The sequence below is a fragment of the Promicromonospora sp. NFX87 genome (genome assembly GCF_048564965.1).
Taxonomy (GTDB): Bacteria; Actinomycetota; Actinomycetes; order Actinomycetales; family Cellulomonadaceae; genus Promicromonospora.
Map to the genome: position 1 here is coordinate 4,885,143 of NZ_CP183413.1, position 23,513 is coordinate 4,908,655.

Consider the following 23,513-nt stretch of genomic DNA (forward strand, 5'->3'; position numbering starts at 1 on the left):
GTCATGACCGTCTACGGGACGCGCCCCGAGGCCATCAAGGTCGCCCCGGTCATCGCTGCCCTCGAGGCCGACGACCGGTTCGACTCGCTGACGGTCGTCACCGGCCAGCACCGGGAGATGCTCGACCAGGTCAACGAGGTCTTCGGCATCGTGCCGGACCACGACCTCGACATCATGAGCCACGGCCAGACGCTCGGGCAGATCTTCGCCCGGGTCATGAGCCGGCTCGACCCGATCCTCGCGGAGCGTCGGCCCGACGCCGTCATCGTCCAGGGCGACACGTCGACCTCGACGGCCGCCGCGCTCGCCGCGTTCTACCGGCAGATCCCGGTCGTGCACCTCGAGGCGGGGCTGCGCAGCGGCGACATCATGTCGCCGTTCCCGGAGGAGGCGAACCGCAAGATCACCTCGCAGATCGCCGCGCTGCACCTGGCGCCGACCCTGCGGAGCCTCGCCAACCTCGTGGCCGAGGGCGTCCAGCTGGAGAACATAGTGGTGACCGGCAACACGGTCATCGACGCCCTGTACCTCGCGGTGCAGCGCCGGACGGCGTTCACCGACCCGGCGGTCGCCCGGGTGGCGTCGTCGGGCCGCCGGGTGGTGCTGGTGACCACCCACCGCCGGGAGAACTGGGGCGACGCCATGGAGGGCGTCGGCCGGGCCCTGGCGCGGATCGCCAGGCGGTTCCCCGACGTCGAGGTGGTGCTGCCCGTGCACCGCAACCCCGTGGTGCGTGACGCCGTGCTGCCGCACGTCGCAGGGCTGCCGAACGTCACGGTGACCGAGCCGCTGGGCTACGGCGAGTTCACCCACCTGCTGTCGCTCTCGACGCTGGTGCTCACCGACTCCGGCGGCCTCCAGGAGGAGGCGCCGAGCCTGGGCAAGCCGGTGCTGGTGATGCGGGACAACACCGAACGCCCCGAGGCCGTCGAGGCGGGCACCGCCCGCCTGATCGGGACCGCCGAGGAGCGTGTGGTGGCCGAGGTGAACCGGCTGCTGACGAACGAGGCCGCCTACGCCGCCATGGCACAGGCCGTGAACCCGTACGGGGACGGGCACAGCGCGAAGCGGGTGCTGGACGCGACGGCGCGCGTGCTCGCGCCGGTGCTGCCCGACGTGCTGCCCGACTTCGACCTGGTGGACGAGCAGTTCAGCACTGTTTCGGCGAAGGCCGTCTCCGCAGAGGCAGTTTCAGCAGAGGGTGGGGTATGAGCAAGAGCAAGACCAGGGTCTTCATCTACGGCTCGTGCGTGTCGCGGGACACGTTCGAACACCTGGATCCCGAGCAGTTCGAGCTCGTCGCGTACGTGGCGCGCCAGTCGGCGCTGAGCGCGTACACCCGTCCGGTCGAGCTCATGGCGCCGCCGACCCTCGAGTCGCAGTTCCAGCAGCGGATGATCTCCGGTGACTTCGCGTCGACGCTGCGGCCGCAGATCGCCTCGGCGGCTGCCGGCACCGACCTCGTGCTGGTCGACCTCGTCGACGAGCGCCTGGGCGCCTACCTGCTGCCCGACGGGTCGGTGATCACCCGTTCGCTGGAGCTCATCCAGTCCGGCTCCGAGCAGTACCTGCCTCAGGGCTCCCAGTACCTCGCGTTCGGCACGCAGCAGCACTTCGAGTACTGGCAGACGGCGATCAGCTACATCGGGGAACGCCTGCGGCACTACATGCCGCAGGCCGACGTGGTGCTGCTCGACATCCCGTGGGCGGAGTGGTCCGAGACCGGCGAGAAGACGCCGGACTCCTTCGGCGTCTCGGCCCGGGACGCGAACCCGGTGTTCCAGTCCTACGCACAGTTCGCGGCGCAGACGCTGGCCACGCAGGTGATCTCGCTGGACCCGTCCGAGGTCGTGTCCAGCCCCACCCACCCGTGGGGTGACGCGCCGTTCCACTACGCGGAGAACGTGTACCTGAACATCGTGCAGCGGCTCACGGGTACCGAGGGCCGGGTGATCTGGGGGGCGGGCGCGACCCGGACGATGACCGCGGACCTGCCGGTCCAGCAAGACGCCGGGGGCGCGGCCCGGGCAGCAGCTCCGGGTGCTGCGGCGCCCGCCACGGTCCAGCAGCGGGTCCCCGGCGCCGGGCAGCACGGGCAAGCCTCCGCCGCGCCGCTCCGGCGGCTGGAGGGCGGTCCGAACTTCCTCATCGCGGGCACCCAGCAGGGTGGGACGCAGTGGCTGCAGCACCAGCTCAGCCGTCATCCGCACGTCGACGTGGCCAAGGACGCCGCTCCGTTCTTCAGCCGGCCTGCCCGGCTCACCAAGGACGAGGAGATCCAGAAGTTCCTCGAGCCCTTCGCGGACGGCAGCAAGCCGCTGCGGGGCCACCGCTCACCCGGATACTTCTGGGTGGCCGACCCCCGGAGCGAGTTCTCCCCGCCACGGAAGCACGACACGGCCGCCGCGATCCGGGACATGCTGGACCCGAACGCTCCCGTCCTCCTCAGCCTGCGCAACCCCGTCGAACGAGCGATCTCGGCGTACTGGCGGCACTTCTCGAACGCCGAGATCGAGCTGGGCGCCGGGATCTTCCAGACCCCTGCCCGGCTGGGGATCGTCGACCGCGGCTTCTACCGGCGGCACTACGAGGACTGGGCCCGCACGCTCGGCCCGGAACGCCTGCGGGTGCTCGTCTTCGACGACCTCGTCGAGCGTCCGCGCGTCTACCTGCAGGAGGCGCTCAGCGCCCTGCGGGTCGGTGACGCGCCGGAGTTCTGGGATTCCCTCAAACCCAAGGTGAAGGTCGGTAACGTCGGCTGGCTCCCGCAGTTCAAGAAGCAGAGCCCTATCACCGCTCAGGAGATCGCGGCGCTCCACGCGCTCTACGCCGACGACATCCGGTTCATGGAGGAGCTGCTCGGCCGTGAGCTGCCGAGATGGCACAACGTCGGGCGCCTCGTCAAGCAGTACACCGCCGAAGGAAAGTAGAACCGTGTACGACTCATCCGCCGCACGCGACCCCCTCGGTTGCGTCTTCATCGTCACGTACGGGCGATCCGGCTCGACCCTGCTCCAGGGCATCCTCAACTCGATCCCGGGCTACGTGATCCGCGGCGAGAACGGCGACTCCCTGTACAGCCTGTTCGCGTACTTCAACACGCTCGACAAGGCGAGCCGCGAGCACACCGATCCGGCCAAGAAGGCTCCGGACACGCCGTCGCACCCCTGGTTCGGGATCAACCAGTTCTCGCCCGAGACGACTCTCGCCCTGCTGCGCTCGCTCGTCCTGGCCTCGCTGCTGCAGCCTCCGGCAGGAACCCGCGTCACGGGTTTCAAGGAGATCCGCTGGGTGCACTCCAACTGGCGCCCCTACGCCGACTTCCTGGTCCGCCTCTTCCCCCGGGCCCGGTTCGTCATCAACACCCGGGACCACACCGACGTGCTGGCGAGCAAGTGGTGGAAGGACCGTGAGAACGGCGCCGCCATCCTCGAGCGCGCGGAAGCCCAGTTCAACGAGCTGGAGGCCGCCTACCCGAACCGCACCTACCGCGTGCACTACAACGACTACACCACCGACTCCAGCTCGCTCGAGGGCATGTTCAAGTGGCTCGGCGAACCCTTCGACAAGGACCGCGTCGATGACGTCCTCACCCGCAAGCACTCCTACTGAGCCCGTCCCGGCCGGTGCCCGGCTGCTGCACATCGGCCTGCCGAAGACCGGGTCGACCGCGCTGCAGTACGCGGCCTCGCGGCTCAAGAAGAGGCTCCGCAAGGAGGGTGTCATCTACCCGGGCCGGGGCGAGAACCACCACAAGGCGACCTCGTGGCTCGCCGGGCTGCGGGTCGGGTACCTCTCCGACCCGACCCCTCAGGAGCAGTGGTGGCTGAACCTCAAGAAGGAGCTCGACCAGCACGAGTCCAGGCGCGGTCTCGTCTCCTTCGAGATGATCTGCACGACGAACCTGGGCGGCGCACGCCGTACCGTCGACGCGCTCGGGGACGGCGGGCGGGTTCCCGTGCACGTGACGCTGGTCCTGCGGAACTTCGGCACGTTCGTGCCGTCCTACTGGCAGGAGAGCCTCAAGCGGGGAAACACCGAGTCGCTCGACACGTACCTCGAGCGCGTGCTCAAGGACCCGGCCACGGTCGAGGCGTCCGGCGCCTTCCACCGGCGTGACGGCTACGGCCTGCTCGAACGGTGGTCCGCGGCGGTAGGCCCGGAGAACGTCACGGTCATCGTCCTCGAGAAGGACCGGCCGACGCGCCTGCTCGACACCTTCGAGTCGATGCTCGACCTCCCGGAGGGGATCCTGCACTCCGAGCCCCCGGTCGGCGCGGGCGCCAACCGGAGCATGTCCGCCGCAGAAGCCGCGCTCGTCCACCGGCTCAACCAGCAGGTCATCGGCGAGTGGCAGGCCTCGTCGCGCGAGCACCGGAACCTCGTGCACAACGGCGTCGTCAACCGCCTGCTGTCCAGCCGGGAGCCCGCGCAGTCCGAGGGCAGGCTGCGGATCCCGGGATGGGCCGCCCAGTCGTGCGTCGAGGCGGGGCGCATCCTGGCCGACAGCGTGCGGTCGACGGGCGTACGGGTCGTCGGAGACCTGGCAGAGCTGGAGCGTCCGGTACCCACGGCCGACGACGAAGCGCCCGCGGCACCCGATACCGTCCCGTTCGACTTCGCGGTGCAGGCGCTGCTCGGCATGTTCGCGCGCTCCACGGGCTGGACCGCGGACCACACGAGGCCGCTGGCGCGTTAGGACGCCTGGTCCCGGGTCAGCCCCGCGCGCCCTCGTAGACGCCGATGACGGTCTGCAGCGCGAGCTCGCTCGGGATCCGCTCCGGCGCGCCGGCGACCCGCTGGACGGCGGACGCGTGCAGCCGGCGCGCGCCGGCCTCGTCCAAGGTCCCGAGCTGGACGGCGCGGCGCACCAGTCCGTCGGCCGCGATCAGGGCGAGGTCGCTCGGCACCTCGTCGGGCAAGGGCACCTGGTCGCCGACCCGTCCCGCCGCCGCGAGATCGGCGAGGTCGCCGACGACGCGGACGCCGGCGGACTCGATCTGCTCGGCGATCCGGATCGCGGCGGTCGCCGCGTGCCGGGTCACCCGTTCCGGCACCCGCAGCGAGGGTTCGTCGGGCCGCCGCGGCCGCCCGGAGATGACGGCGTTCACCGCACCGCCGTGGAAGAGCCCCCGGCGGGCGCGGGACCCTGTCTCCTGGAAGATCCGCTCCGCCGCCTGCCGGAAGAACTCGGTCTCGACCGCGCTCATGCCCGAGTTGGCGGTGACCCGCTCCAGCGTCCCGCGGCGCTGTCCGAGCAGGTCCTCGAAGACCCGGAAGATGTGGTCGCGGTCGGTGGGGTCGAGCACGACCACCGTCATGTTCTCCGGGCCGAACGCGTCCGCCCACCGCCCCACGAGGTTGGTGCCGTCGCTCTCGTCGAAGACGTCGCCGCCGGGCATGTGCAGCATCGGCAGCTCGCGGAACGCCTCGTCCAGCCACGCGTCGAGAGGCCGGAACTCAGCGTTCTTGACGCGCTGCTGCCACATGGACAGGAGCATCCCGGGCAGCGGCCGAAGCGTCAGCACGACGTGGGTAGGCATGGTGAACGCCTCCCGGACCGGGACCAGGTCGCGCGCGCCCGCGGTCGAGAAGGCCTCGCTGCTCACGAGCGCGTAGTCGTGCTCGTTGTTCACGAGCTGCTTGAGGATGCCCGTCGACCAGTGGGCCGGAGCGAGCTCCGTGAGCCACGGTTCCTTGCGGTAGCCGAGCAACGACCTCGCGAACCGGCGGTGGTTCTCGTACCGGCCGGGGTACAGCACCCCGCCGTCACGGAGCCGCGGCCGGGATCCGGCCGCCGACTGCTGCAGCGACGTCGTGCCGGTCTTGGGCGCGCCGATGTGGAGCACCGTGGTACCCCGGGGCAGTGCTGGTACCTCGTTCACGGTGTTCTCCGGCTCTCCGGCTTCGACGGTCATCTCGGCAGCAGCTCCGCGAAGTCCACCGACATGTCGTGCATCGTGTAGGACGCCGCGAACTGCTCCGCGGCCTGCGCCCGCGCACCGCCCTGCCGGTCCAGGCCGCGTTCGATCGCCTCGGCCAGCGCGTCCACCCGGGACGTGGCCTCGACGTCGAAGAACTCGACCCACTGCTCGTCGCCGTACTCCGCGAGCAGGTGCGGCTCGCCCGGCACCACGCACGGGACGCCGAGGCTCGCGGCCAGCAGCATGCTCCCCGAGTTCAGGATCCGCGTGTACGGCAGCGCGAACAGGTCGCAGGCAGAGGCCCAGGTGACCACCTCCTCGTCGGTGAGCTGTCCGTGGCGCCGGTGCACCGTGACGTTCCCCGGCATCGCCGCCTCGATCTCCGCCATCGCCTCGGCGGTGGTGCCACCGGCGAGCAGCATCGAGACCCGGGGGTTGCGCTCGGCGAGGAGGCCCGCGGCCCGCAGCAGGTCCCCGAGACCCTTGTACGGGCGGATCCCGCCCACTATCCCGATGACCAGGTCGCCGGGCGGGATGGTGCCGATCCGTCGGCGCGCCGCCCGACGCCCCGGCGACGGCTCGTAGACGCCCCGGTAGCTCGCGTGCCGCACCCGGGACACCTTCTCGGCCGGGAGCTCGTAGTACTCCGAGACCACCTCGGCGGTCTGCGAGTTGAGCACGATGATCCGGGACGACCGGCGGGCGAGCACCTTCGCGAGCTGGACCTCCTCGGCGTGGTACTCCGTGTCGTGGGAGATGGTGTTGTGCACGGTCCAGAAGACCTCGACGCCACGCGACCGGGCGCCGGACAGCGCGCCGTCGAGCCGCGCGATGCGCGACCGGAGCTCCGCCGCGTCCTTGACGTTCTCGGCGACCGGGCTCGTCCAGTGGATGTGCAGGATGTCACCGGGCTCGAGCACCTGGAGCTCGTTCAGCAGCTCGTGGTAGCGCCACTTGCCGTCGACCCGCCAGCCCTGCGAACGAGCCTCCATGTAGAGCATGTTCAGGTAGGGGTTCGTGGTCCAGTAGGGGAACACACTGATCCTGGCCACGTCATCGCTCCTGTTCCTGGGCGCCGACCAGGGTCGACGGCTCCGCGGGCACCGGTTCGGGCGCGAGCCGGGGCAGGTCCTCGGACCAGGCCAGCTCCGTCGTCCGGACCGTCCCGTCGTCGTAGCGGACGGAGACCAGGCAGCGCGTGGCCTCCGGTGCGCCCCAGGCGGGCGGCAGGACGACGTCGAGGTCCAGCTGGGCGGTCCTGGGCGGCAGCACGTGGTGCGGCAGGCTGACGTGGTCGCCGAGCGCCTCGTTCGTGAGCCGCACCTCGCCGATCGGGGTCTGCGTGTCGGCCAGCAGCAGCGCGAGGCTCACCACGGTCCCCCGCGGCCGGGGCACCGCCGCGTAGGCCACGGCGCGCAGCCCGTCCCGGACCCGCCGGGCGGCCTCCTCGATCCGTGCCACGGAGAACGTGCGTACCGCTGCGTCGAGGCTCCTGAGCTCGACCGGCAGGGAGTCCGGCGCGACCTCGGCGTAGTGCCACTGCCGCAGGTCCGCGAGCTCGGCCGCGCCGGCGTCAGCGCGGCCGGCGGCGTCGGTGAGGCCGCGCAGGAGGCCCTCGTACTCGGCCCGCGCACGGTCGAGCTCGGCGCCGCGCGAGTCCGCCATGGCGGCGATCCAGACCCGGTCGCGGTCGTCAGGGACCGTCCGCTCGCGTTCCGGAGCCGCCCAGGGCGTCCCGTCGCCCGCGGACCACAGCTCCCAGGGGAACGCCTCGAGCAGCGCGTCGGCGTCGAACCTCGGCTCCGGCTGGCCGCCCAGCACGAACGCCTCCTCGACGGTCTCGGCGATCGGCTCGAACGTCCTGCCCGTGCCTGCGAGGTAGTCGCGGTACTTGAACGGGTGCTCGTGCGGGGACCGCACGAAGCGGGCGGGGATCCCGAGCGCCTCCGCGACGATGACGGCGTGCAGCGACGTGCTGATCACGAACCGGCTCGAGGCGATCTGCAGGAGCACCGAGTCCACGTGGTCCTGCGAGTCGAGCGTCTCCAGCTCGTGCTCGCCGGCCACCGCCGAGACGTCGTCCTTGTCGTTGAAGTTGGGCACGAAGAGCACGTCCCGCACGGGAGCGCGGCTCACCCGGAGCAGCTCCGGCATGACGTCGGCGAGGAGCAGGACCGGGTCGCCGTAGACCTCGGGCACGTCGAACCCGTGGCCCGACAGGAAGCGCCGGGTCAGCGGGCCACGAACGGCCCGGAACACCACACCGTCCGGGATGTCCTTGGTCGCGGCGAGCATCTTCCCGTTCACCCCGGACCCCCAGACGACGGACCGCTCCGGCGCGAGGTGCAGGATCGAGCCGACCGACAGCAGCGCCGGCCCGTCGGGCGCGACGGTGCGGGCCGAGGACCCGACCAGGCGGGACACTATCGCCGGGCCCAGGACGTCGCCGAAGTTCGCCACCGGTGCGCCGGACCGGATCGGGTTCCAGTGCACCACCGGTACCCCCGCGATCCGGGTGACGGCCCGGTCTCCCCCGAGGGCACCGGCCGTGGCGGCGGCAGCGGGCACGGCGGTATCTGGCTCTGCGGTGCCCGGCTCCGCGAGCAGGCTGCTCACCTCAGGCATCGTTCCTCCGTGCCGCACTCTGAAGCTCAGCCTTCTTCCGGTTCCTACGGTTCTTCTGGGCTCGCTGGATCCGCCACTCGACGGCGCGGTAGGCCCGCAGCTTTCTGGCGCGCCGACCGACCCGGACACCGCGCCAGCGAACCGCGGTAGCGACGCGCGCCGTCCCGGAGGCGAACGTGCGCAGGCCGAGCTCGTCGCCGTCCGCCAGCCGCATGGGCCGGACCACGCTCAGCGACGAGGCTCCACCCGGCCACTCGATCCGGACCGGCAGCTCGAGCTCGCCGAACGCGTCCTCGACGATCACCCGAAGCCGCCAGTCGTACCCCGGCTCGAGGGCCGTCAGGTCCGCGTCGACCGACCAGCCCTTCTCGTTCACCGAGACGCGGCCGAAGAGCCGCTGGCTGTGCACGTCCCGCTGCTTGCCCACGGAGCCGAGCGCGAGCAGCCGGAGCACCCGCACGCCCGGGCGGACCGGTCCGCTGCCCCGCAGGTGCAGCACGCGGCCCCGGACCCCCGTGACGGAGGCGTTGAACTTCGGCCGGTACTTGTACGGGTTGTACTGGGACTCGCGCCAGACGTCGTTCAGCTCCCCGTGCAGCAGGGCCTCCGCGACGCGGACCTCCCTCGTCGCCGGGGTCGCGGTCGACCGCAGCGAGATCTCCGGGTCGAACTTGCTCGCGAAGCCCATCATCCGCTCGCCGAGCCTGTCGTCCCAGGCATGGGACACGTCGATGAACGGGCGCATCACGTCGTTGCGCCAGAGCTTCCCGGCCAGACGGCGGTCGAGACCGTCGGCCATGGCGGTCGAGAGCGCCTCGGCGAACGTCGTGATCGTGTCCGAGCCACCGGCGAACCTCTTGCCCACCTCACGTTCCCACACGGTGCGCGCCAGGTCGAGGTGACCGTGGGCGGCGAGGTGGAAGACGAGCGCGCGCCGCGCGCCGATCCGCTCCAGCGCCTCGAAGGGCGCGAGCGAGACCAGCCCGGCGACGGCGGCCGAGACCGCCGCGAGGTCTTCCTTCTCCAGCTGGTCGAACCCGTCCTGCAGCAGCTTCCCGAGCGTCGCCCACGCGTCGGAGCCGAGCGCCATGTGCCAGTACTCGCGCGCGAGCTCGCTCCGGTCGTCCTCCGCCACCAGCACCGCGCAGAGGCGTTCCTGCACGAAGTAGCCGATCAGCGACCGCACGTCGCCGAGGCGTGCAGTCATCGAGCTCGCGCCGGGGCGTGCGCGGTAGTGGTAGACCACCTCGGGCGTCACGGCGATGCTCCGCGCGAACCGCATGGCGGCGGTCATGGGCAGCATGTCGTTGCCCCGCGGCGTGGTCGGGAAGTGCAGCTTGTGCTCCACCCAGAAGTCCCTGCGGACGAGCCGGTTCCAGCAGGTCCGGTTCCGGATCATGCGGGGGTTGAGGTCGAGCGTCGTCCGTTCGATCCGCGTCTCCAGCCCGTACTTCTTGGGGTCGCTCCACGTCGTCGAGGTCCACACCCGCTGGAAGCCGCCGACGGTGACGTCGGCCGCGCTGCTCTCGGCGAGGTCGAGGAGCGTCCGGTACGCGTGCCGCGGTACGAGGTCGTCGCCGTCGCAGAAGATGACGTACCTGCCGGCGGCCAGCTCGAGCCCCGCGTTCCTGGCCTGCGCGCCCCCGCTGCCGGGATTGCGCACCGGCACGACCCGGGCGTCCCGGCGGGCCCAGTCGAGGACCTTCTCCCACGTGCCGTCCGTCGAGTGGTCGTCGACGACGATCAGCTCGAGGTCGCCCATCGTCTGCTCCAGCACGGAGCGGACGCACGCGTCGATCCACGGGTCCACGTCGAACGTGGGCATGACAACCGAGACCATCGGTCCTGTGTGCGCGGCCGCGGCGGAGCCGGCGCCGTCGGCCGTCAGGGCCAGCGCCTCGAGCAAGGCCGCCGGCAGGCCGTCGTACGTCGCCTCCTGCTCGGGGCCGGCCAGGAGGTCGAGGGCAGCCGTGAGCGTCGGCGTCGGCACCCGGCGCAGCGTCGCGGCCTCGCTCGCCTCGAGCAGCTCCGTCACCAAGGTCGTGGCCAGCAGCCGCGTCTCGTCGTCGACCTCGTCGAGCGACTTGATGCGCGAGGCGACCTCGTAGCGCATCACCTTCTCGACGAAGAGCTGGACGGCTTCCGGGACGCCAACGCCGTCGACCACGCGGAAGGCCTCCCGGACCTGGACCGCCCAGTCCAGGATCGTCCGGGACGACGTCAGCGCGGTCGTGATGGACCCCGGCCGGCGCCGGTACAGGTACAGGCAGAGGGGCACGACGTCGAAGGCCGACGCCGCCGCGTAGGCGCGCATCGACGGCACGACGTCCTCGCACTTGGTCGTCTCCGGCCAGCGGATGTCCTCGCGCACCAGGAACTCGCGCCGGAAGACCTTGGTCCAGGCGGTGTGGTCGTACACCAGCTCCGGCAGGTCGGCGAGGGTCGCACCCTCCGCACCCGTCGTGTAGACGGCGGGGCGCGTGGTCCAGTACCGGTGCCGGCCCGACGACGTGCCGAACTCGTCCGCGTACGCGGTGGCGAAGTCCGAGCCGGACCGCTCGAGCGAGGCGACCAGCGACGCGTACGCACCCGGCACGACCATGTCGTCGCTGTCCGGGAAGGTCACGTACTTTCCCCGCGCGTGGCCGAGGCCTACGTTGCGAGCGGCCCCCAGCCCGACGTTCACGGGGTTCTCCACCACGCGGACCTGGTCGTACGCGGCCTCGAACTCACGCGCGATCTCCACCGAGCGGTCCGGAGACGCGTCGATGACGACGATGATCTCCTGCGAGACGTCCTGGTCGACGAGGCTGTTCAGACAGTCGTCCAGGTACCTCTCCACCCCGTAGACCGGCACCACGACCGACAGGAGCGGTATCTGCTCGTCCCGTATCCCGGGAGTCCCCGTCAAGATCTTCTGCTCCCCTTCGTGATCCAGCTTCCGGCGTGGAAAATCACAGCTTCAAGATGCGTCATCGGTCGGCCCATGCTAGCGGCTGACCAGCGAGAAAATGTGTCCGACCGGTACCCTCGCACGTTGATGACCTCCACCGACGGCGAACAGCCGAACCGCCGCCTGATCATCGGCCGCCGCCAGCTCCTGATCGTGGGCGGTCTGGTCGTGGCCGGGGCGGGTTTCGGCGTCACGTACTCGCGCCGGGGCGAACCCGACCCGACGAGCAGTCCGACACCACCCGCCGAGGCTACTGCGACCGGCCCGTACGCGCGGTTGCGGGCGCGCTGGTACACCCAGCTCACCGGGGGTGACGTCGATCTGTCGGTGCCCGAGATCGCCCAGGCCGTCGAGGGCGTCGATGCCGCCGCCAGGAAGGCCGTCGCCGACATGTCCCCGCGCGGGGACCGGACGGGCGTCTGGCCGGACCTCCCGCTCGACGGCACCGGCCGCACCCGCGCCGTGGCGCTGCGCCACACGTCGGGCCGCCTCAGCTCCATGGCCCTCGCCTACGGCACGGCGGGCGGCACGCTGTACCACGACCCCGAGCTGCGGACCCGCCTCGTCGACGGGCTCGACCTCCTGCACGAACGCTATGCGGGCTACGAGACGACGCTGGAGGAACCGTGGTTCGACCGGGAGATCAGCGTCCCGCTCGCGCTGACCTCGATCTGCCTGCTGCTGCGTGACGACCTGGCCACGGACCGTCTCGAGCGGTACCTGGCACCCGTCGACTCGTTCACGCCGGAACCCTCGAAGGAGGGGGCCAACCTCGTCTGGACCTCTCAGGTCGTGGCAGAGCGCGCGATGCTCCTCGACGACGGCGCCAAGCTCGACGCGGCCCGCGAGGGCCTGCAGCGCGCGCTCCGCACCGTGACGTCGGGCGACGGCGTCTACCCCGACGGATCGTTCGTCCAGCACCAGCACCACCCGTACACGGGTGGGTACGGGATCGCGTTCCTCAGGAGCTCCGTACGGCTCGTGGAGCTGCTGCACGGCTCCCGCTGGCAGGTCGACGACGCGCAGCTCGGCTTCCTCCTGGACTTCGCCGTCGACGGCGTGGCGCCGTGGCTGCACAAGGGCGCTCTCCTCAGCCCCGTGCGCGGTCGCGAGATCTCGCGGCGGCCGGCCACCGACCACAACGCCGGCCACATCGCGATGGCGGCGTTCCTCGCGCTCAGCGAGCTGGCAGGGCCGGAACGACGGGACGAGCTGGCGGGCCTCACCCGCCTCGTCATCGAGCAGGACACGCTCACACCGTTCCCCGGCACGAACAACGTGCCCGCGGTCGCGGCCGCCCATCGCCTGCTGAGCTCCGGCGTGCCCGCCGCGGCTCCGGAGGAGGGGACCAAGGTCTTCGCCGGGATGGATCGCGTGGTGCACCGGCGTCCCGGATTCACGTTCGCGATAGCCATGTCGTCCTCCCGGATCGCGACCTACGAGGCGATCAACGGCGAGAATCAGCACGGCTGGTGGACGGGCAGCGGCGCGACCTACCTGTACGACGACGACCTCGCCCAGTTCGACGACGGCTACTGGCCGACGGTGGACGCGACCCGCATCCCCGGCACGACGGTCCCCACCGGGGAGCCTGCGCCGGGGAGCGGGGCGGAGGCGCTCAGCGACGCCGCGCTGGCCGGTGGTGTCTCGCTCGGTTCGAACGGTCTCGCCACCATGGCGTTCCGCACCCCCGCCGACTCCCCCGCCGCCGTGACGGGACGCAAGACCTGGTTCCTGCTCGGGGACGAGATCGTGGCGCTCGGCGCCGGGATCACCGGTCCCGGCGGCCGCCCCGTCGAGACCGTCGTCGAGAACCGCAGGCTCTCCGCCGGCGCCGCCCAGCCGTTCGTCGTCGACGGGACCGACCTCGGGACAGCGCCGACCGACCGGTCGTTCGACAACCCCGGCTGGGCGCACCTCACGGGCCCCGCCGGCGGGTCCGACATCGGCTACGTCCTGCTGTCGGACGCGCAGGTCCGCGCGTCGCGGGAGTCGCGGACCGGGCGCTGGTCCGACATCAACCGGAGCACGGCGTTCGACTTCGACGACGAGGTCCGGAACGACTACGTGACGCTCCGCATCGACCACGGGCACGGGCCGCAGGGCGCCCGGTACGCGTACGTCCTGCTGCCCGGCGCCTCCCGTGAGGCCGTCCGCGCCTACGCGGCGAGCCCGCCGGTGACGGTGCTCTCCAACACGCTCGGACTGCAGGCCGTGCGCAGGGGAAACACGGTCGGAGCCAGCTTCGGGTCCACCGGCGAGCAGTCGGTCGCCGGCATCACCGCCCGGACCAGGGTGTCCGTGGTGGTCGTCCAGGACGGGACGACGCTGTCCGTGGCCCTGAGCGACCCGAGCCAGACCGTGCAGGGCCGGGCACGGGTCGGGCTCGACCATCACGTCCTCCAGGTAATCAGCGCCGACCCGCGGATCCAGGTACAGACGGAAGGGACTGCCACGACGCTGCTCGTCGACCTGTCCGACGCGCGCGGGCAGACGTTCACAGCGGTCCTCGAGACCGCCTGACCGCCGGCGGCGGTCAGGCGCGCCTGGCCACCGTCATGCCCCGCGTGTCGACGAGCCGCTTGGCCGCCAGCCTCTCGGCCAGGGCGCGGAACACCGTGTGGTCCACGAGCAGCACGTGCGCGTCGGCGCTCGCGAGCGCCTCCTCGGCGTCGACGAGCCGCACGTTGGGCAGGTCCGCGAGCGCGGCGGGCAGCTCGTCGATGTGCGGCTCGACGGCCAGCACCGTCATGTCCGGGGACGCCGTCGCCAGCTCGCGCACGATCTCGGCGGCCGGCGACTCGCGCAGGTCGTCGATGTTCGGCTTGAACGCGAGCCCGTAGGCGGCGACGACGGGGGCCTCGATCCCCGCGACGGCGTCGTGCACCTTGTCCAGCACCCAGCGGGGCTTCGCGTCGTTCACCTCGCGGGCCGTCCGGATCAGCCGGGCCTCCTGCGGCGCCGCGTCGACGAGGAACCAGGGGTCCACGGCGATGCAGTGCCCGCCCACGCCGGGGCCGGGCTGCAGGATGTTGACGCGCGGGTGGTGGTTCGCGAGCCTGATGAGCTCCCAGACGTCGATGCCCAGCCGGTCCGCGACGAGGGACAGCTCGTTGGCGAAGGCGATGTTCACGTCGCGGAACGAGTTCTCGACGAGCTTGGCCGCCTCGGCGGTCGCGGCGTCGGTCAGCAGGATCTCGCCCTGGCAGAAGACCTGGTACAGGTCGCGCGAACGCTGCGCGGCCTCCGGCGTGATCCCGCCGATGATCCGGTCGTTCGTGACCAGCTCCACCATGATCTTCCCCGGCAGCACCCGCTCCGGGCAGTGCGCGACGTAGATCCGGGGCCGGCCGTCGGAGCCGTCGAGGCTGAGGTCGGGACGTTCGGCGAGGATCCAGTCCGCCATGCGCTGCGTCGTACCCGGCGGCGACGTGGACTCGAGGATCACCAGCTCACCGCCGCGCAGCGTGGGCGCCAGCGCCTCGGCGGCCGACCTGATGTAGGAGAGGTCGGGCTTGTGGTCGGCCATGAACGGCGTGGGCACGGCGACGATGTACGCGTCGGCGGGCTCCGGCGTCGGTACCGCACGGAGCTTGCCCGCTGACACCGCCTCCGCGACGTATCCCGCCAGGTCCGGCTCCACGAACGGCACACTCCCGCGGTTCACCGCGGTGACCGTCGCGGGACTGACGTCCACGCCCGTGACCGACACGCCGTTCGCGGCGAGGATCGCCGCCGTCGGGAGCCCGATGTACCCCAGCCCGATCACACTGACGCTACTGATCCCCATGTTTCCCGTCTCGTTTCCCGTCTCAGAACAAGACGTGGGTCGCCGCACGCCCGTAGTACCTGACCTCGCCGCTCGCGAGCAGCTCGGCATCTGTCACGTCCCAGGAGTGCCCGCCGACGGCGGACCGCACCTGGACGAAGTTGAACCGGTCGGCGGAGTAGATGACCCCGCCGGCCGTGGTGACGTCCTCGAGGAACGCCGTGTCCTCGCCGCGGGCCAGCTCGCGGAAGCGCACGTCGGCGGCGACCGCGCGCGCGGCGACGATCGTCGGCCCCATCACGCGGTCGGTGTACCGGTGCTCACGGTCCGCGAACCGCATGATCGTCGCGTCCGGCCCCTCGAGGTACATGTAGTGCGCCTGCTTGCCGACCACGTCCGCGCCCGAGTAGGTCAGGGCGTACAGCTGGTCCGACAGGTACTGCGGGCCGTACAGGTCGTCGTCGTCGATCTTGGCCACGACGTCGCCGTCCGCGGCGTCCAGCAGCAGGTTCAGGCAGGCGCCCAGCGGCACGTCGGACGGCGCCGACAGCAGCTCGAACGTCTCGACGCCGGCTTCCTTCGCGCGCGCCCGCAGGTCGCCGTCGTCCGCCTGAAAGCCGTGCGTCAGCAGGGCGACCTGGAGGTCCACGTCCTGCTGGGCCCCGAGCGTGGCCAGCACATGGTCGAGCTGGTGCGGGCGGTTGGTCGAGACCAGGGCCGTCACGCGGGGTCGTGGCACTGCCTGCGACTCTGCGAGGCCGACGTCGTGCAGGACCCGCTGCGACCGCGCGGCGTAGGTGTGCTCACGCCAGATGCGGCGCTGCCCCTTGTGGACTGCCCGGTCGCGCAGCTCCGGGGAGCGCACCAGCGCGCGGATGGTGTGCGCCGCGTGCTCGCGGGTGGCCGCCACGAAGACCTCGTCGGCGGGGAAGTACTCCCCCACCGCGGCACTCGGCGTGGAGACGACCGGTGTACCGCTCGCCGTGATCTCGAAGATCCGGCGCGCGCACATCGACGGCGAGCCGACCACCGAGTTCACGTTGAGGAAGACCTTGTACTCGCGGTACGCGGTCAGCATCCGGTCGTAGTCCAGCGAGCCGACGACGCGACCGTCCAGCGGCGCGGGGAACTGGTACTTCTGGTCCTTGCCGCGGAACCGGCTGAAGATCTCCAGGCCGTGCTCCATCTTCGGCGACACGTCCAGCGCCGCGCCGAGGAGCAGGTCCATCTGCTCGCGCCGCTCCGGATACTTGTGCGCGAAGTACATGCCGGCGAACGCGACGTCGCGTTCCGGGCCGCGGCCGTGCAGCCGGACCGGGTTGTGGATCGCCGGCTGCGCGGCGAACTCCAGCACCCCGACCCGCTCGTGCCCCAGGGCCGCTACATAGGCGGGTACGCGGTCGACGTCGGTCGTGTAGACGCGGTCGAACAACCGGGCGGTGTCGAGGAAGTCCTCGAAGTGGACCGGGTCCTCCTTGTTCCAGAAGACCGTCGGCACGCCTGCGGCCCGGCAGGCCTCGACGAGAGAGACGAACGCCGGCCGGGGAGCCGACGTGCCGGTCAGGTGGTACTGCCAGGCGCCGCCGTTGCCGTTCCAGGCCGACTCCACGAACAGCAGGTCCAGACCCGCGGCGAGCTCGTCACGCCAGGTTGCCGGCGTCAGCGCCACCTGGTTCCACTCGGGCGCGAACGCCAGCCGCGAGAAGTCGTCGAGGATGACGCCGACACGCAGGTTCCGCCGGTCGGGCGCGACAGCCGGCGCGGTCCCCGTGCCGGACGTGGGCCGGGCGGGCCACGGGTCGAACGTCAGACCGTTCTTCGTCCGTCGTGCTCCACCGGTCTGCGCGGCCATCGGCACCCGCTGCCTGCGGAGATAGGTCCGCAGCTGGGCGGGTCCTCCGTGCCGGAGGTGCCACAGCGCGCGGCGAAGCCTGCCCACCATGCCCGGCGCGCGATCCTTCACGGCAAGAATGTCCCTGTCTGCTCGAAAGGCTGCTTGCAAGCAAGAAGCCAGAAAGAGCACCCTGCCAGGCGCTGAATGAAGGTGCCGGAAGTCCAGGATGCGCCATTGGTGGCCTCATGCTACAAGCGGAGTCCGCCCAGATCACCGATAGTGGGCGCGCAGCACCCAGGTTCACCCGGGCAACTCTCAGGCAGCGTTCCCCTGGACATCCTGGCACGCCAGGCCCCGGCATCAGCGGACGCTCTCGATGCCTCCGGCCTTCTCGTCGAGCGAGATCCGGTAGCCGTAGTAGGCGACGGCACCGTTGGCGCAGAGGAGCACCACGGCGCCGGCTACGAGGGCCGCGACGAATCCCTTGCGACGCCGAGCGCGGCGTGCGGGGTGGGGCGCCGGGTCGGGAGTCTCGGGCCGGGCGAGGGTGCCTGTGCCGCCATAGGTTTCATGCATACCCATGTAACTACAGGCTGCGGGACTGCCTCCGCATCAATAGCGACGGGAGATCACCCCCGGTTCACCCTCGCCCGCCCCATCAGGAGGCCAACTGTCCGCCCCTCGAAAGACCCAGGCGTGGGAGGATCCCGCACATGCGCGGAATCATTCTCGCCGGCGGTTCAGGCACTCGCCTCCACCCGATCACCCAGGGCATCAGCAAGCAGCTCGTCCCGGTCTACGACAAGCCGATGATCTACTACCCGCTCTCCACCCTGATCCTGGCGGGGATCCGCGACATCCTGGTCATCACGACCCCGCACGACGCCGACCAGTTCCACCGGCTCCTCGGCGACGGCTCGCAGTTCGGTGTCTCGATCAGCTACACGACGCAGCCGTCACCGGACGGGCTCGCACAGGCCTTCGTGCTCGGCGCCGAGTTCATCGGTGACGACTCGGTAGCGCTCGTGCTGGGCGACAACATCTTCTACGGCCCGGGCCTGGGCCACCAGCTCACCCGCTTCGCCGACATCGACGGCGGCGCCGTCTTCGCCTACCGCGTCGCGGACCCGACCGCGTACGGCGTCGTCGAGTTCGACGCCGACGGCAAGGCGCTGTCCCTGGAGGAGAAGCCGGCGCGGCCCAGGTCCAGCTATGCGGTGCCCGGCCTGTACTTCTACGACAACGACGTCGTCGCCATCGCCGAAGGGCTGGAGCCGTCGGCCCGCGGCGAGTACGAGATCACCGACGTCAACGCCGAGTACCTGCGCCAGGGGCGGCTCCAGGTCGAGGTGCTGCCCCGTGGCACCGCCTGGCTCGACACCGGGACGTTCGACTCGCTGCTGGAGGCCTCCGACTACGTCCGCACCATCGAACGACGGCAGGGCCTGAAGATCGGCGCCCCGGAGGAGGTCGCCTGGCGGCGCGGCTTCCTGTCCGACGACGAGCTGCGCGCCCGCGCGGAGAAGCTCACCAAGTCCGGGTACGGCAGCTACCTTCTGGGCCTGCTGGACGAGTGACCCACGCCGTTGGTCGAGCCTGTCGAGACCTGCTGAAGCCGTCGAGGGGTCTCGACAAGCTCGACCGACGAAGCTAGCGGCCCGCGAGAACCGTAGGCGCCGCCGCGTTCCAGCGTTCGGCCCAGTCGCCGATCGGTTCGACGCCGGCCTCGTGGAGCTGGTCGTGGCCGAGCACCGAGTACGCGGGCCGCGGCGCGGGCAGCTGGTAGGCGGCGCTCGTCGTGGCGTCGACGGGGGTGGGGTGCCCGGACGCCGCCACCACCTGGCGGGCGAAGCCGCACCAGGTCACCTGCCCCGACGACGTGCCGTGGTAGATCCCGCCCGGGACCCGGGCGGCGACCAGCCGCACGATCAGGTCCGCGAGGTCGGCGGTCCACGTGGGCTGCCCCGTCTGGTCGTCCACGACGCTGAGCCGGTCCCGCTCGCCGGCGGCACGCGCGATGGTCCGGGGGAAGCAGCGTCCGCCCGCCCCGTACAGCCAGGCGGTCCGGACCACGACGGCGTCGGCCGACTCCGCGCGGACCGCCCACTCGCCGGCGGCCTTGGTACGCCCGTACGCGGAGCGCGGCGACACCGGCGCGCCCTCCAGGTAGGGCTCGGTCCCGTCGCCGTCGAACACGTAGTCCGTCGACACGTGGACCAGGCGGGCGCCGGCCGCCGCAGCGGCCCGGGCGAGGTTGGCGGCGCCCGTCGCGTTGACCGCGAAGGCCTCGGCCTCGTGCGTCTCGGCGTCGTCCACGGCCGTCCAGGCGGCGCAGTTGACGACGACGTCGTAGCCCACCACCGCGGCCCGCGTCGCCGCGGCGTCGGTGACGTCCAGGTCGGCCCGGCCGACGCCGGTCACCTGATGGCCGGCACCCGCTGCCGCCTCCACGACGTCCTGGCCGAGCATTCCGGCGGCGCCTACGACCAGCCACCGCTGCGCCGCGCCCTGCGTCCTGGTCACTTCGGGATCCTGAGCCACCCTAGGATCCTAGGGCCACTACCGATCCCCGCGAGGAGCCCCATGAAGTACCGCGAGCTGACCGTGCCGGGCGCGTTCGAGATCACCCCCAAGCAGTTCGGCGATCCGCGCGGCGTCTTCCTCGAAGCGTTCAAGGCGGGCGCGTTCGCCGACGCCGTCGGGCACCCGTTCGACCTCCAGCAGGTCAACACCTCCGTGTCGGCCGCCGGCGTCCTCCGCGGGATCCACTTCGCTGACGTGCCGCCCGGCCAGGCCAAGTACGTCATGTGCGCCAAGGGCGCGGTGCTGGACGTCGTGGTGGACATCCGCGTCGGCTCCCCCACCTTCGGCACCTGGGACGCGGTCCTGCTGGACGACGTCGACCGCCGCGCCATCTACCTGTCGGAAGGCCTGGGCCACGCCTTCATGTCCCTCGAGGACGGCTCCACCGTCGTGTACCTGTGCTCGACCGGCTACGCGCCGGGCCGCGAGCACGGCATCCACCCCCTCGACCCGGCCCTGAACATCCAGTGGCCCACGACGGCCCGCGACGGCACCCCGATCACCCCACAGCTCTCGGAAAAGGACGAGGCGGCCCCGACCCTGGCCGAGGCCAGGACCCAGAACCTCCTCCCCACGACGGAAGCGGTCACCGCCTACCTCACCACCCTCCAGCATCGTTGAGTGCTGGGTATTTGTCGTTTTCTGTGTGCCAGAGGGACAAATACCCAGCACTCAACGGGCTACTGGCCTGAGGCCGCGTACTTGGCCTCCGTGGCCGCCTTTGCCGGGCGCCACCAGTTCTCGTTGTCGCGGTACCAGTCGACAGCCGCTCCCAAGCCCGCACGGAAGTCCGTGTATCGCGGGGCCCAGCCCAGCTCCGTCCGCAGGCGGCTCGCGTCGATCGCGTACCGCAGGTCGTGCCCCGGCCGGTCGGTCACGTGGTCGAAGTCGTCGGCGTCGCGCCCGAAGATCTCCAGCAGCGTCCGCACGACGTCGAGGTTGCTGGTCTCGCCGTCCGCCCCGATCAGGTACGTCTCGCCGACCTGGCCCTTCTCGATGATGGTCCACACGGCCGAGTTGTGGTCCTCGACGTGGATCCAGTCGCGCACGTTCAGGCCCGCCCCGTACAGGCGGGGGCGCACGCCGTCGATCAGGTTGGTGATCTGACGCGGGATGAACTTCTCGATGTGCTGGTACGGGCCGTAGTTGTTGGAGCAGTTCGAGATCGTGGCCTGCACCCCGAAGGACCGCACCCACGCCCGGACCAGCAGGTCGGACCCCGCCTTGGTCGCCGAGTACGGCGACGAGGGGTTGTAGGGCGTCTCCGGCGTGAACCGGTCCGGGGTGTCCAGCGGCAGGTCCCCGTACACCTCGTCGGTGGAGATGTGGTGGAACCGCACCGCATGCCTGCGCACCGCCTCCAGCAGCGTGAACGTGCCCACGAGGTTGGTCTGCACGAACGGCGAGGGGTCGTCCAGCGAGTTGTCGTTGTGCGACTCCGCCGCGAAGTGGACGACCAGGTCCGACTCCCCCACGAGCCGGTCGACGAGCGGCGCGTCCGTGATCGAGCCCTCGACCAGCTCGATCCGGTCGGCGACGCCGTCGAGCGAGGACCGGTCGCCCGCGTAGGTCAGGGCGTCGAGCACGGTGACCCGCGCCTCCGGACGCTCCCGCACCGTCTGGTGGACGAAGTTGGCGCCGATGAAGCCGGCGCCGCCGGTGACCAGTACCTTCACGGCTCAGTCCCGTCCGTAGATGTCGCGGGTGTAGACCTTGTCGGCGACGTCGTCGAGGGCCTCGGTGCGGCGGTTGGCGATGATGACGTCGGCGCGGGTCTTGAAGGTGTCGAGGTCGCGGACGACCTCGGACGCGAAGAACTCGGTCTCCTCCAGGGCGGGTTCGTAGACGATGACCTCGATGCCCTTGGCCTTGATGCGCTTCATGATGCCCTGGATGCTGGAGGCACGGAAGTTGTCCGACCCGGACTTCATCACGAGGCGGTAGACGCCGACGGTCTTGGGTTCGCGGCGCAGGATGTCGGCGGCGACGAAGTCCTTCCGGGTGGTGTTGGCGTCCACGACGGCGTTGATCAGGTTCTGCGGGACGTCGGCGTAGTTCGCGAGGAGCTGTTTGGTGTCCTTGGGCAGGCAGTAGCCGCCGTATCCGAAGGACGGGTTGTTGTAGTGCGATCCGATGCGGGGGTCCAGGCCGACGCCCTCGATGATCTGTGCGGTGTCCAGGCCGTGGGTCGCGGCGTAGGTGTCCAGCTCGTTGAAGTACGCGACCCTGAGGGCGAGGTAGGTGTTGGCGAACAGCTTGATGGCCTCGGCCTCGGTGGCGTCGGTCAGCAGGATCGGGACGTCCTTGGTGACGGCGCCTTCCAGGAGCAGGTCGGCGAACTGCTTGCCGCGTGCGCCGCGGTCGCCGACGACGATGCGGGAGGGGTGCAGGTTGTCGTACAGGGCGCGGCCCTCGCGCAGGAACTCGGGGGAGAACACGATGCCCGCGCCGGGGTGCTCGGCCCAGACGCGTTCGGTGAACCCGACCGGGATCGTGGACTTGACCACGATGGTCGCGTCGGGGGAGATCTGCAGGACCTCGGCGATCACGGACTCGACCGAGGACGTGTCGAAGAAGTTGGTCACCTCGTCGTAGTTCGTCGGCGTCGCGATGACCACCACCTGCGCACCGGCGTAGGCCTGGTCCTTGTCGAGGGTCGCGGTGAGGTTCAGGGGCTTGTCCCGGAGGTATTCCTCGAGCTCGGCGTCGGCGATCGGCGAGATCCGGTCGTTGACCTGTGCCACCTTGACCGGGTCGACGTCCAGGGCCCAGACCTCGTGGTTCTGGGCGAGCAGCACCGAGTTGGACAGGCCGACATAACCGGTGCCGACAACAGCGATCTTCACGACTAACTCCTGACAGGAAAGGTCGATGACGCACCCATGCTAGAACCCGGACCCGGGCCGTCCCAGCAGCCCCGTGATGGCCGAGGCCTTTCATCCGTGACGCACGCCACACCGGCGCTCGCCGGGCGCGGAGGTTAGGCTTACCTCACAATGACTACGCAGACCACGAACGCACCGACAGGCAAGCCCCGCAAGGCAGCTCGCACCACGGCGACCGTGACTGCGGTCCGGCACCTGACGCCCCACATGATCCGGGTGACGATCGGCGGCGAGACGCTCGCCGCCGTCGACCCCACGTCGCAGACGGACCGCTACATCAAGCTGGTCATGGCCGAGTCCCCCGAACCCGAGGGCCGTCCCGTGCTGCGTACCTACACGATCCGCAACGTCGCCGAGTCCAGCTGGGACATCGACATCGTGACCCACGGCGACGTCGGCTACGGCGGCCCCTGGGCGCAGCGCGTCCAGCCCGGTGAGGAGGTCTCGTTCGTGGGACCCGGCGGCGACTACGCGCCCTCCCCCGACGCCCCGTGGCACCTCATGGTCGGCGACGAGTCAGCCCTGCCGGCCATCGCGGCCGCGTGCGAGGCTCTGCCCGACGGCGCCGTGGCCCACGTCTTCGTCGAGGTCTCCGACGCGTCCGAGGAGCAGGCGATCACGAGCGCCGGGGACCTGCACCTCACGTGGGTGCACCGGTCCGCGGGGGCGAGCGTGGCCGCCGTCGTGCAGGCCGCCGAGCTGCCCGACGGCGTCCCCCACACGTTCCTGCACGGCGAGGCGGGCTGCGTGCGCGAGCTGCGCCGCTGGGCGCGCGCGACGCTGGGTGTGCCCCGCGAGCTGCTGTCGGCGTCGGGCTACTGGCGCCGGGGCCGTGACGACGAGCACTGGCGGGCCGAGAAGGCCGAGTGGCGCGCAGCGGTGGAGCAGGACGACCTGGTGCTCAGCGCGCACTGAGGCGCGCAGCAGGACCTGTGCGCGG

Annotated in this window: 18 protein-coding genes; 8 read left to right on the forward strand and 10 right to left on the reverse strand. The window is 71.0% G+C overall.

What is annotated here, in order from left to right:
- Window positions 1-3 precede the first annotated feature (3 nt).
- The 4 genes from wecB to ACNYC2_RS21970 are packed head-to-tail and all read left to right on the forward strand — an operon-like array spanning window position 4 to window position 4,699.
- Window positions 4-1,212 (forward strand): non-hydrolyzing UDP-N-acetylglucosamine 2-epimerase, encoded by a 1,209-nt coding sequence (wecB, locus tag ACNYC2_RS21955; RefSeq protein WP_419707882.1) that lies wholly within the window; start codon window positions 4-6, stop codon window positions 1,210-1,212.
- Window positions 1,209-2,930: a DUF6270 domain-containing protein gene (locus ACNYC2_RS21960; RefSeq protein WP_419703822.1), complete on the forward strand. Its 1,722-nt coding sequence runs from the start codon at window positions 1,209-1,211 to the stop codon at window positions 2,928-2,930. Before wecB ends, ACNYC2_RS21960 begins: the two co-directional genes overlap by 4 nt.
- 4 nt (window positions 2,931-2,934) lie before the next feature.
- Complete coding sequence (locus ACNYC2_RS21965) at window positions 2,935-3,612, forward strand: sulfotransferase (protein ID WP_419703823.1); 678 nt, start codon at window positions 2,935-2,937, stop codon at window positions 3,610-3,612.
- Window positions 3,581-4,699, forward strand: coding sequence for a hypothetical protein (locus tag ACNYC2_RS21970; protein ID WP_419703824.1), 1,119 nt, complete (start codon window positions 3,581-3,583; stop codon window positions 4,697-4,699). The genes ACNYC2_RS21965 and ACNYC2_RS21970 overlap by 32 nt, the downstream gene beginning before the upstream one ends.
- Before the next feature lie 16 nt (window positions 4,700-4,715).
- Here the strand turns inward: ACNYC2_RS21970 and ACNYC2_RS21975 are convergent, their stop codons facing one another.
- Genes ACNYC2_RS21975 through ACNYC2_RS21990 form a run of 4 tightly spaced genes read right to left on the reverse strand, consistent with a single transcriptional unit; the run spans window position 4,716 to window position 11,460 of the window.
- Window positions 4,716-5,918: a hypothetical protein gene (locus ACNYC2_RS21975; protein ID WP_419703825.1), complete on the reverse strand. Its 1,203-nt coding sequence runs from the start codon at window positions 5,916-5,918 to the stop codon at window positions 4,716-4,718.
- Window positions 5,915-6,976: a glycosyltransferase family 4 protein gene (locus tag ACNYC2_RS21980; RefSeq protein WP_419703826.1), complete on the reverse strand. Its 1,062-nt coding sequence runs from the start codon at window positions 6,974-6,976 to the stop codon at window positions 5,915-5,917. Before ACNYC2_RS21980 ends, ACNYC2_RS21975 begins: the two co-directional genes overlap by 4 nt.
- A gap of 1 nt (window position 6,977) precedes the next feature.
- Window positions 6,978-8,549: a polysaccharide pyruvyl transferase family protein gene (locus tag ACNYC2_RS21985; protein WP_419703827.1), complete on the reverse strand. Its 1,572-nt coding sequence runs from the start codon at window positions 8,547-8,549 to the stop codon at window positions 6,978-6,980.
- Window positions 8,542-11,460, reverse strand: a complete 2,919-nt coding sequence (locus ACNYC2_RS21990) for a glycosyltransferase family 2 protein (protein ID WP_419703828.1) — start codon at window positions 11,458-11,460, stop codon at window positions 8,542-8,544. Before ACNYC2_RS21990 ends, ACNYC2_RS21985 begins: the two co-directional genes overlap by 8 nt.
- Before the next feature lie 129 nt (window positions 11,461-11,589).
- Here ACNYC2_RS21990 and ACNYC2_RS21995 point away from each other — a divergent pair, with 129 nt between their 5' ends.
- Window positions 11,590-14,025 carry a polysaccharide lyase 8 family protein gene (locus ACNYC2_RS21995; RefSeq protein ID WP_419703829.1) on the forward strand — a complete coding sequence of 812 codons (2,436 nt, stop codon included), beginning with the start codon at window positions 11,590-11,592 and terminating at the stop codon, window positions 14,023-14,025.
- Window positions 14,026-14,038: 13 nt separating this feature from the next.
- Here the strand turns inward: ACNYC2_RS21995 and wecC are convergent, their stop codons facing one another.
- From wecC to ACNYC2_RS22010, 3 genes are all read right to left on the reverse strand, one after another.
- Window positions 14,039-15,292 carry a UDP-N-acetyl-D-mannosamine dehydrogenase gene (gene wecC, locus ACNYC2_RS22000; protein WP_419703830.1) on the reverse strand — a complete coding sequence of 418 codons (1,254 nt, stop codon included), beginning with the start codon at window positions 15,290-15,292 and terminating at the stop codon, window positions 14,039-14,041.
- Window positions 15,293-15,314: 22 nt separating this feature from the next.
- The gene (locus tag ACNYC2_RS22005; RefSeq protein WP_419707883.1) at window positions 15,315-17,123 is read right to left on the reverse strand and encodes a glycosyltransferase family protein; all 1,809 of its coding nucleotides are present in this window, start codon (window positions 17,121-17,123) and stop codon (window positions 15,315-15,317) included.
- A 342-nt stretch (window positions 17,124-17,465) separates the two neighbouring features.
- The gene (locus tag ACNYC2_RS22010) at window positions 17,466-17,687 is read right to left on the reverse strand and encodes a hypothetical protein (protein WP_419703831.1); all 222 of its coding nucleotides are present in this window, start codon (window positions 17,685-17,687) and stop codon (window positions 17,466-17,468) included.
- 131 nt (window positions 17,688-17,818) lie between these two features.
- Here ACNYC2_RS22010 and rfbA point away from each other — a divergent pair, with 131 nt between their 5' ends.
- Window positions 17,819-18,682, forward strand: a complete 864-nt coding sequence (gene rfbA / locus ACNYC2_RS22015; protein ID WP_419703832.1) for a glucose-1-phosphate thymidylyltransferase RfbA — start codon at window positions 17,819-17,821, stop codon at window positions 18,680-18,682.
- A 73-nt stretch (window positions 18,683-18,755) separates the two neighbouring features.
- On the opposite strand, the gene rfbD is transcribed toward rfbA, so the two are convergent.
- Window positions 18,756-19,628 carry a dTDP-4-dehydrorhamnose reductase gene (gene rfbD / locus ACNYC2_RS22020; protein WP_419703833.1) on the reverse strand — a complete coding sequence of 291 codons (873 nt, stop codon included), beginning with the start codon at window positions 19,626-19,628 and terminating at the stop codon, window positions 18,756-18,758.
- Window positions 19,629-19,688: 60 nt separating this feature from the next.
- On the opposite strand from rfbD, the gene ACNYC2_RS22025 reads away from it, so the two are divergent.
- Window positions 19,689-20,309 (forward strand): dTDP-4-dehydrorhamnose 3,5-epimerase family protein, encoded by a 621-nt coding sequence (locus ACNYC2_RS22025; RefSeq protein WP_419703834.1) that lies wholly within the window; start codon window positions 19,689-19,691, stop codon window positions 20,307-20,309.
- 59 nt (window positions 20,310-20,368) lie between these two features.
- Here ACNYC2_RS22025 and rfbB read toward each other — a convergent pair whose 3' ends face one another.
- Together rfbB and ACNYC2_RS22035 are read right to left on the reverse strand one after the other, a co-directional pair.
- A complete protein-coding gene (rfbB, locus tag ACNYC2_RS22030; RefSeq protein WP_419703835.1) occupies window positions 20,369-21,364 on the reverse strand; it encodes a dTDP-glucose 4,6-dehydratase in 996 nt (331 codons plus the stop codon).
- A 3-nt stretch (window positions 21,365-21,367) separates the two neighbouring features.
- The gene (locus ACNYC2_RS22035) at window positions 21,368-22,534 is read right to left on the reverse strand and encodes a nucleotide sugar dehydrogenase (protein ID WP_419703836.1); all 1,167 of its coding nucleotides are present in this window, start codon (window positions 22,532-22,534) and stop codon (window positions 21,368-21,370) included.
- Window positions 22,535-22,684: 150 nt separating this feature from the next.
- Between ACNYC2_RS22035 and ACNYC2_RS22040 the strand changes: the two genes are divergently transcribed.
- Complete coding sequence (locus ACNYC2_RS22040; protein ID WP_419703837.1) at window positions 22,685-23,488, forward strand: siderophore-interacting protein; 804 nt, start codon at window positions 22,685-22,687, stop codon at window positions 23,486-23,488.
- Window positions 23,489-23,513 lie beyond the last annotated feature (25 nt).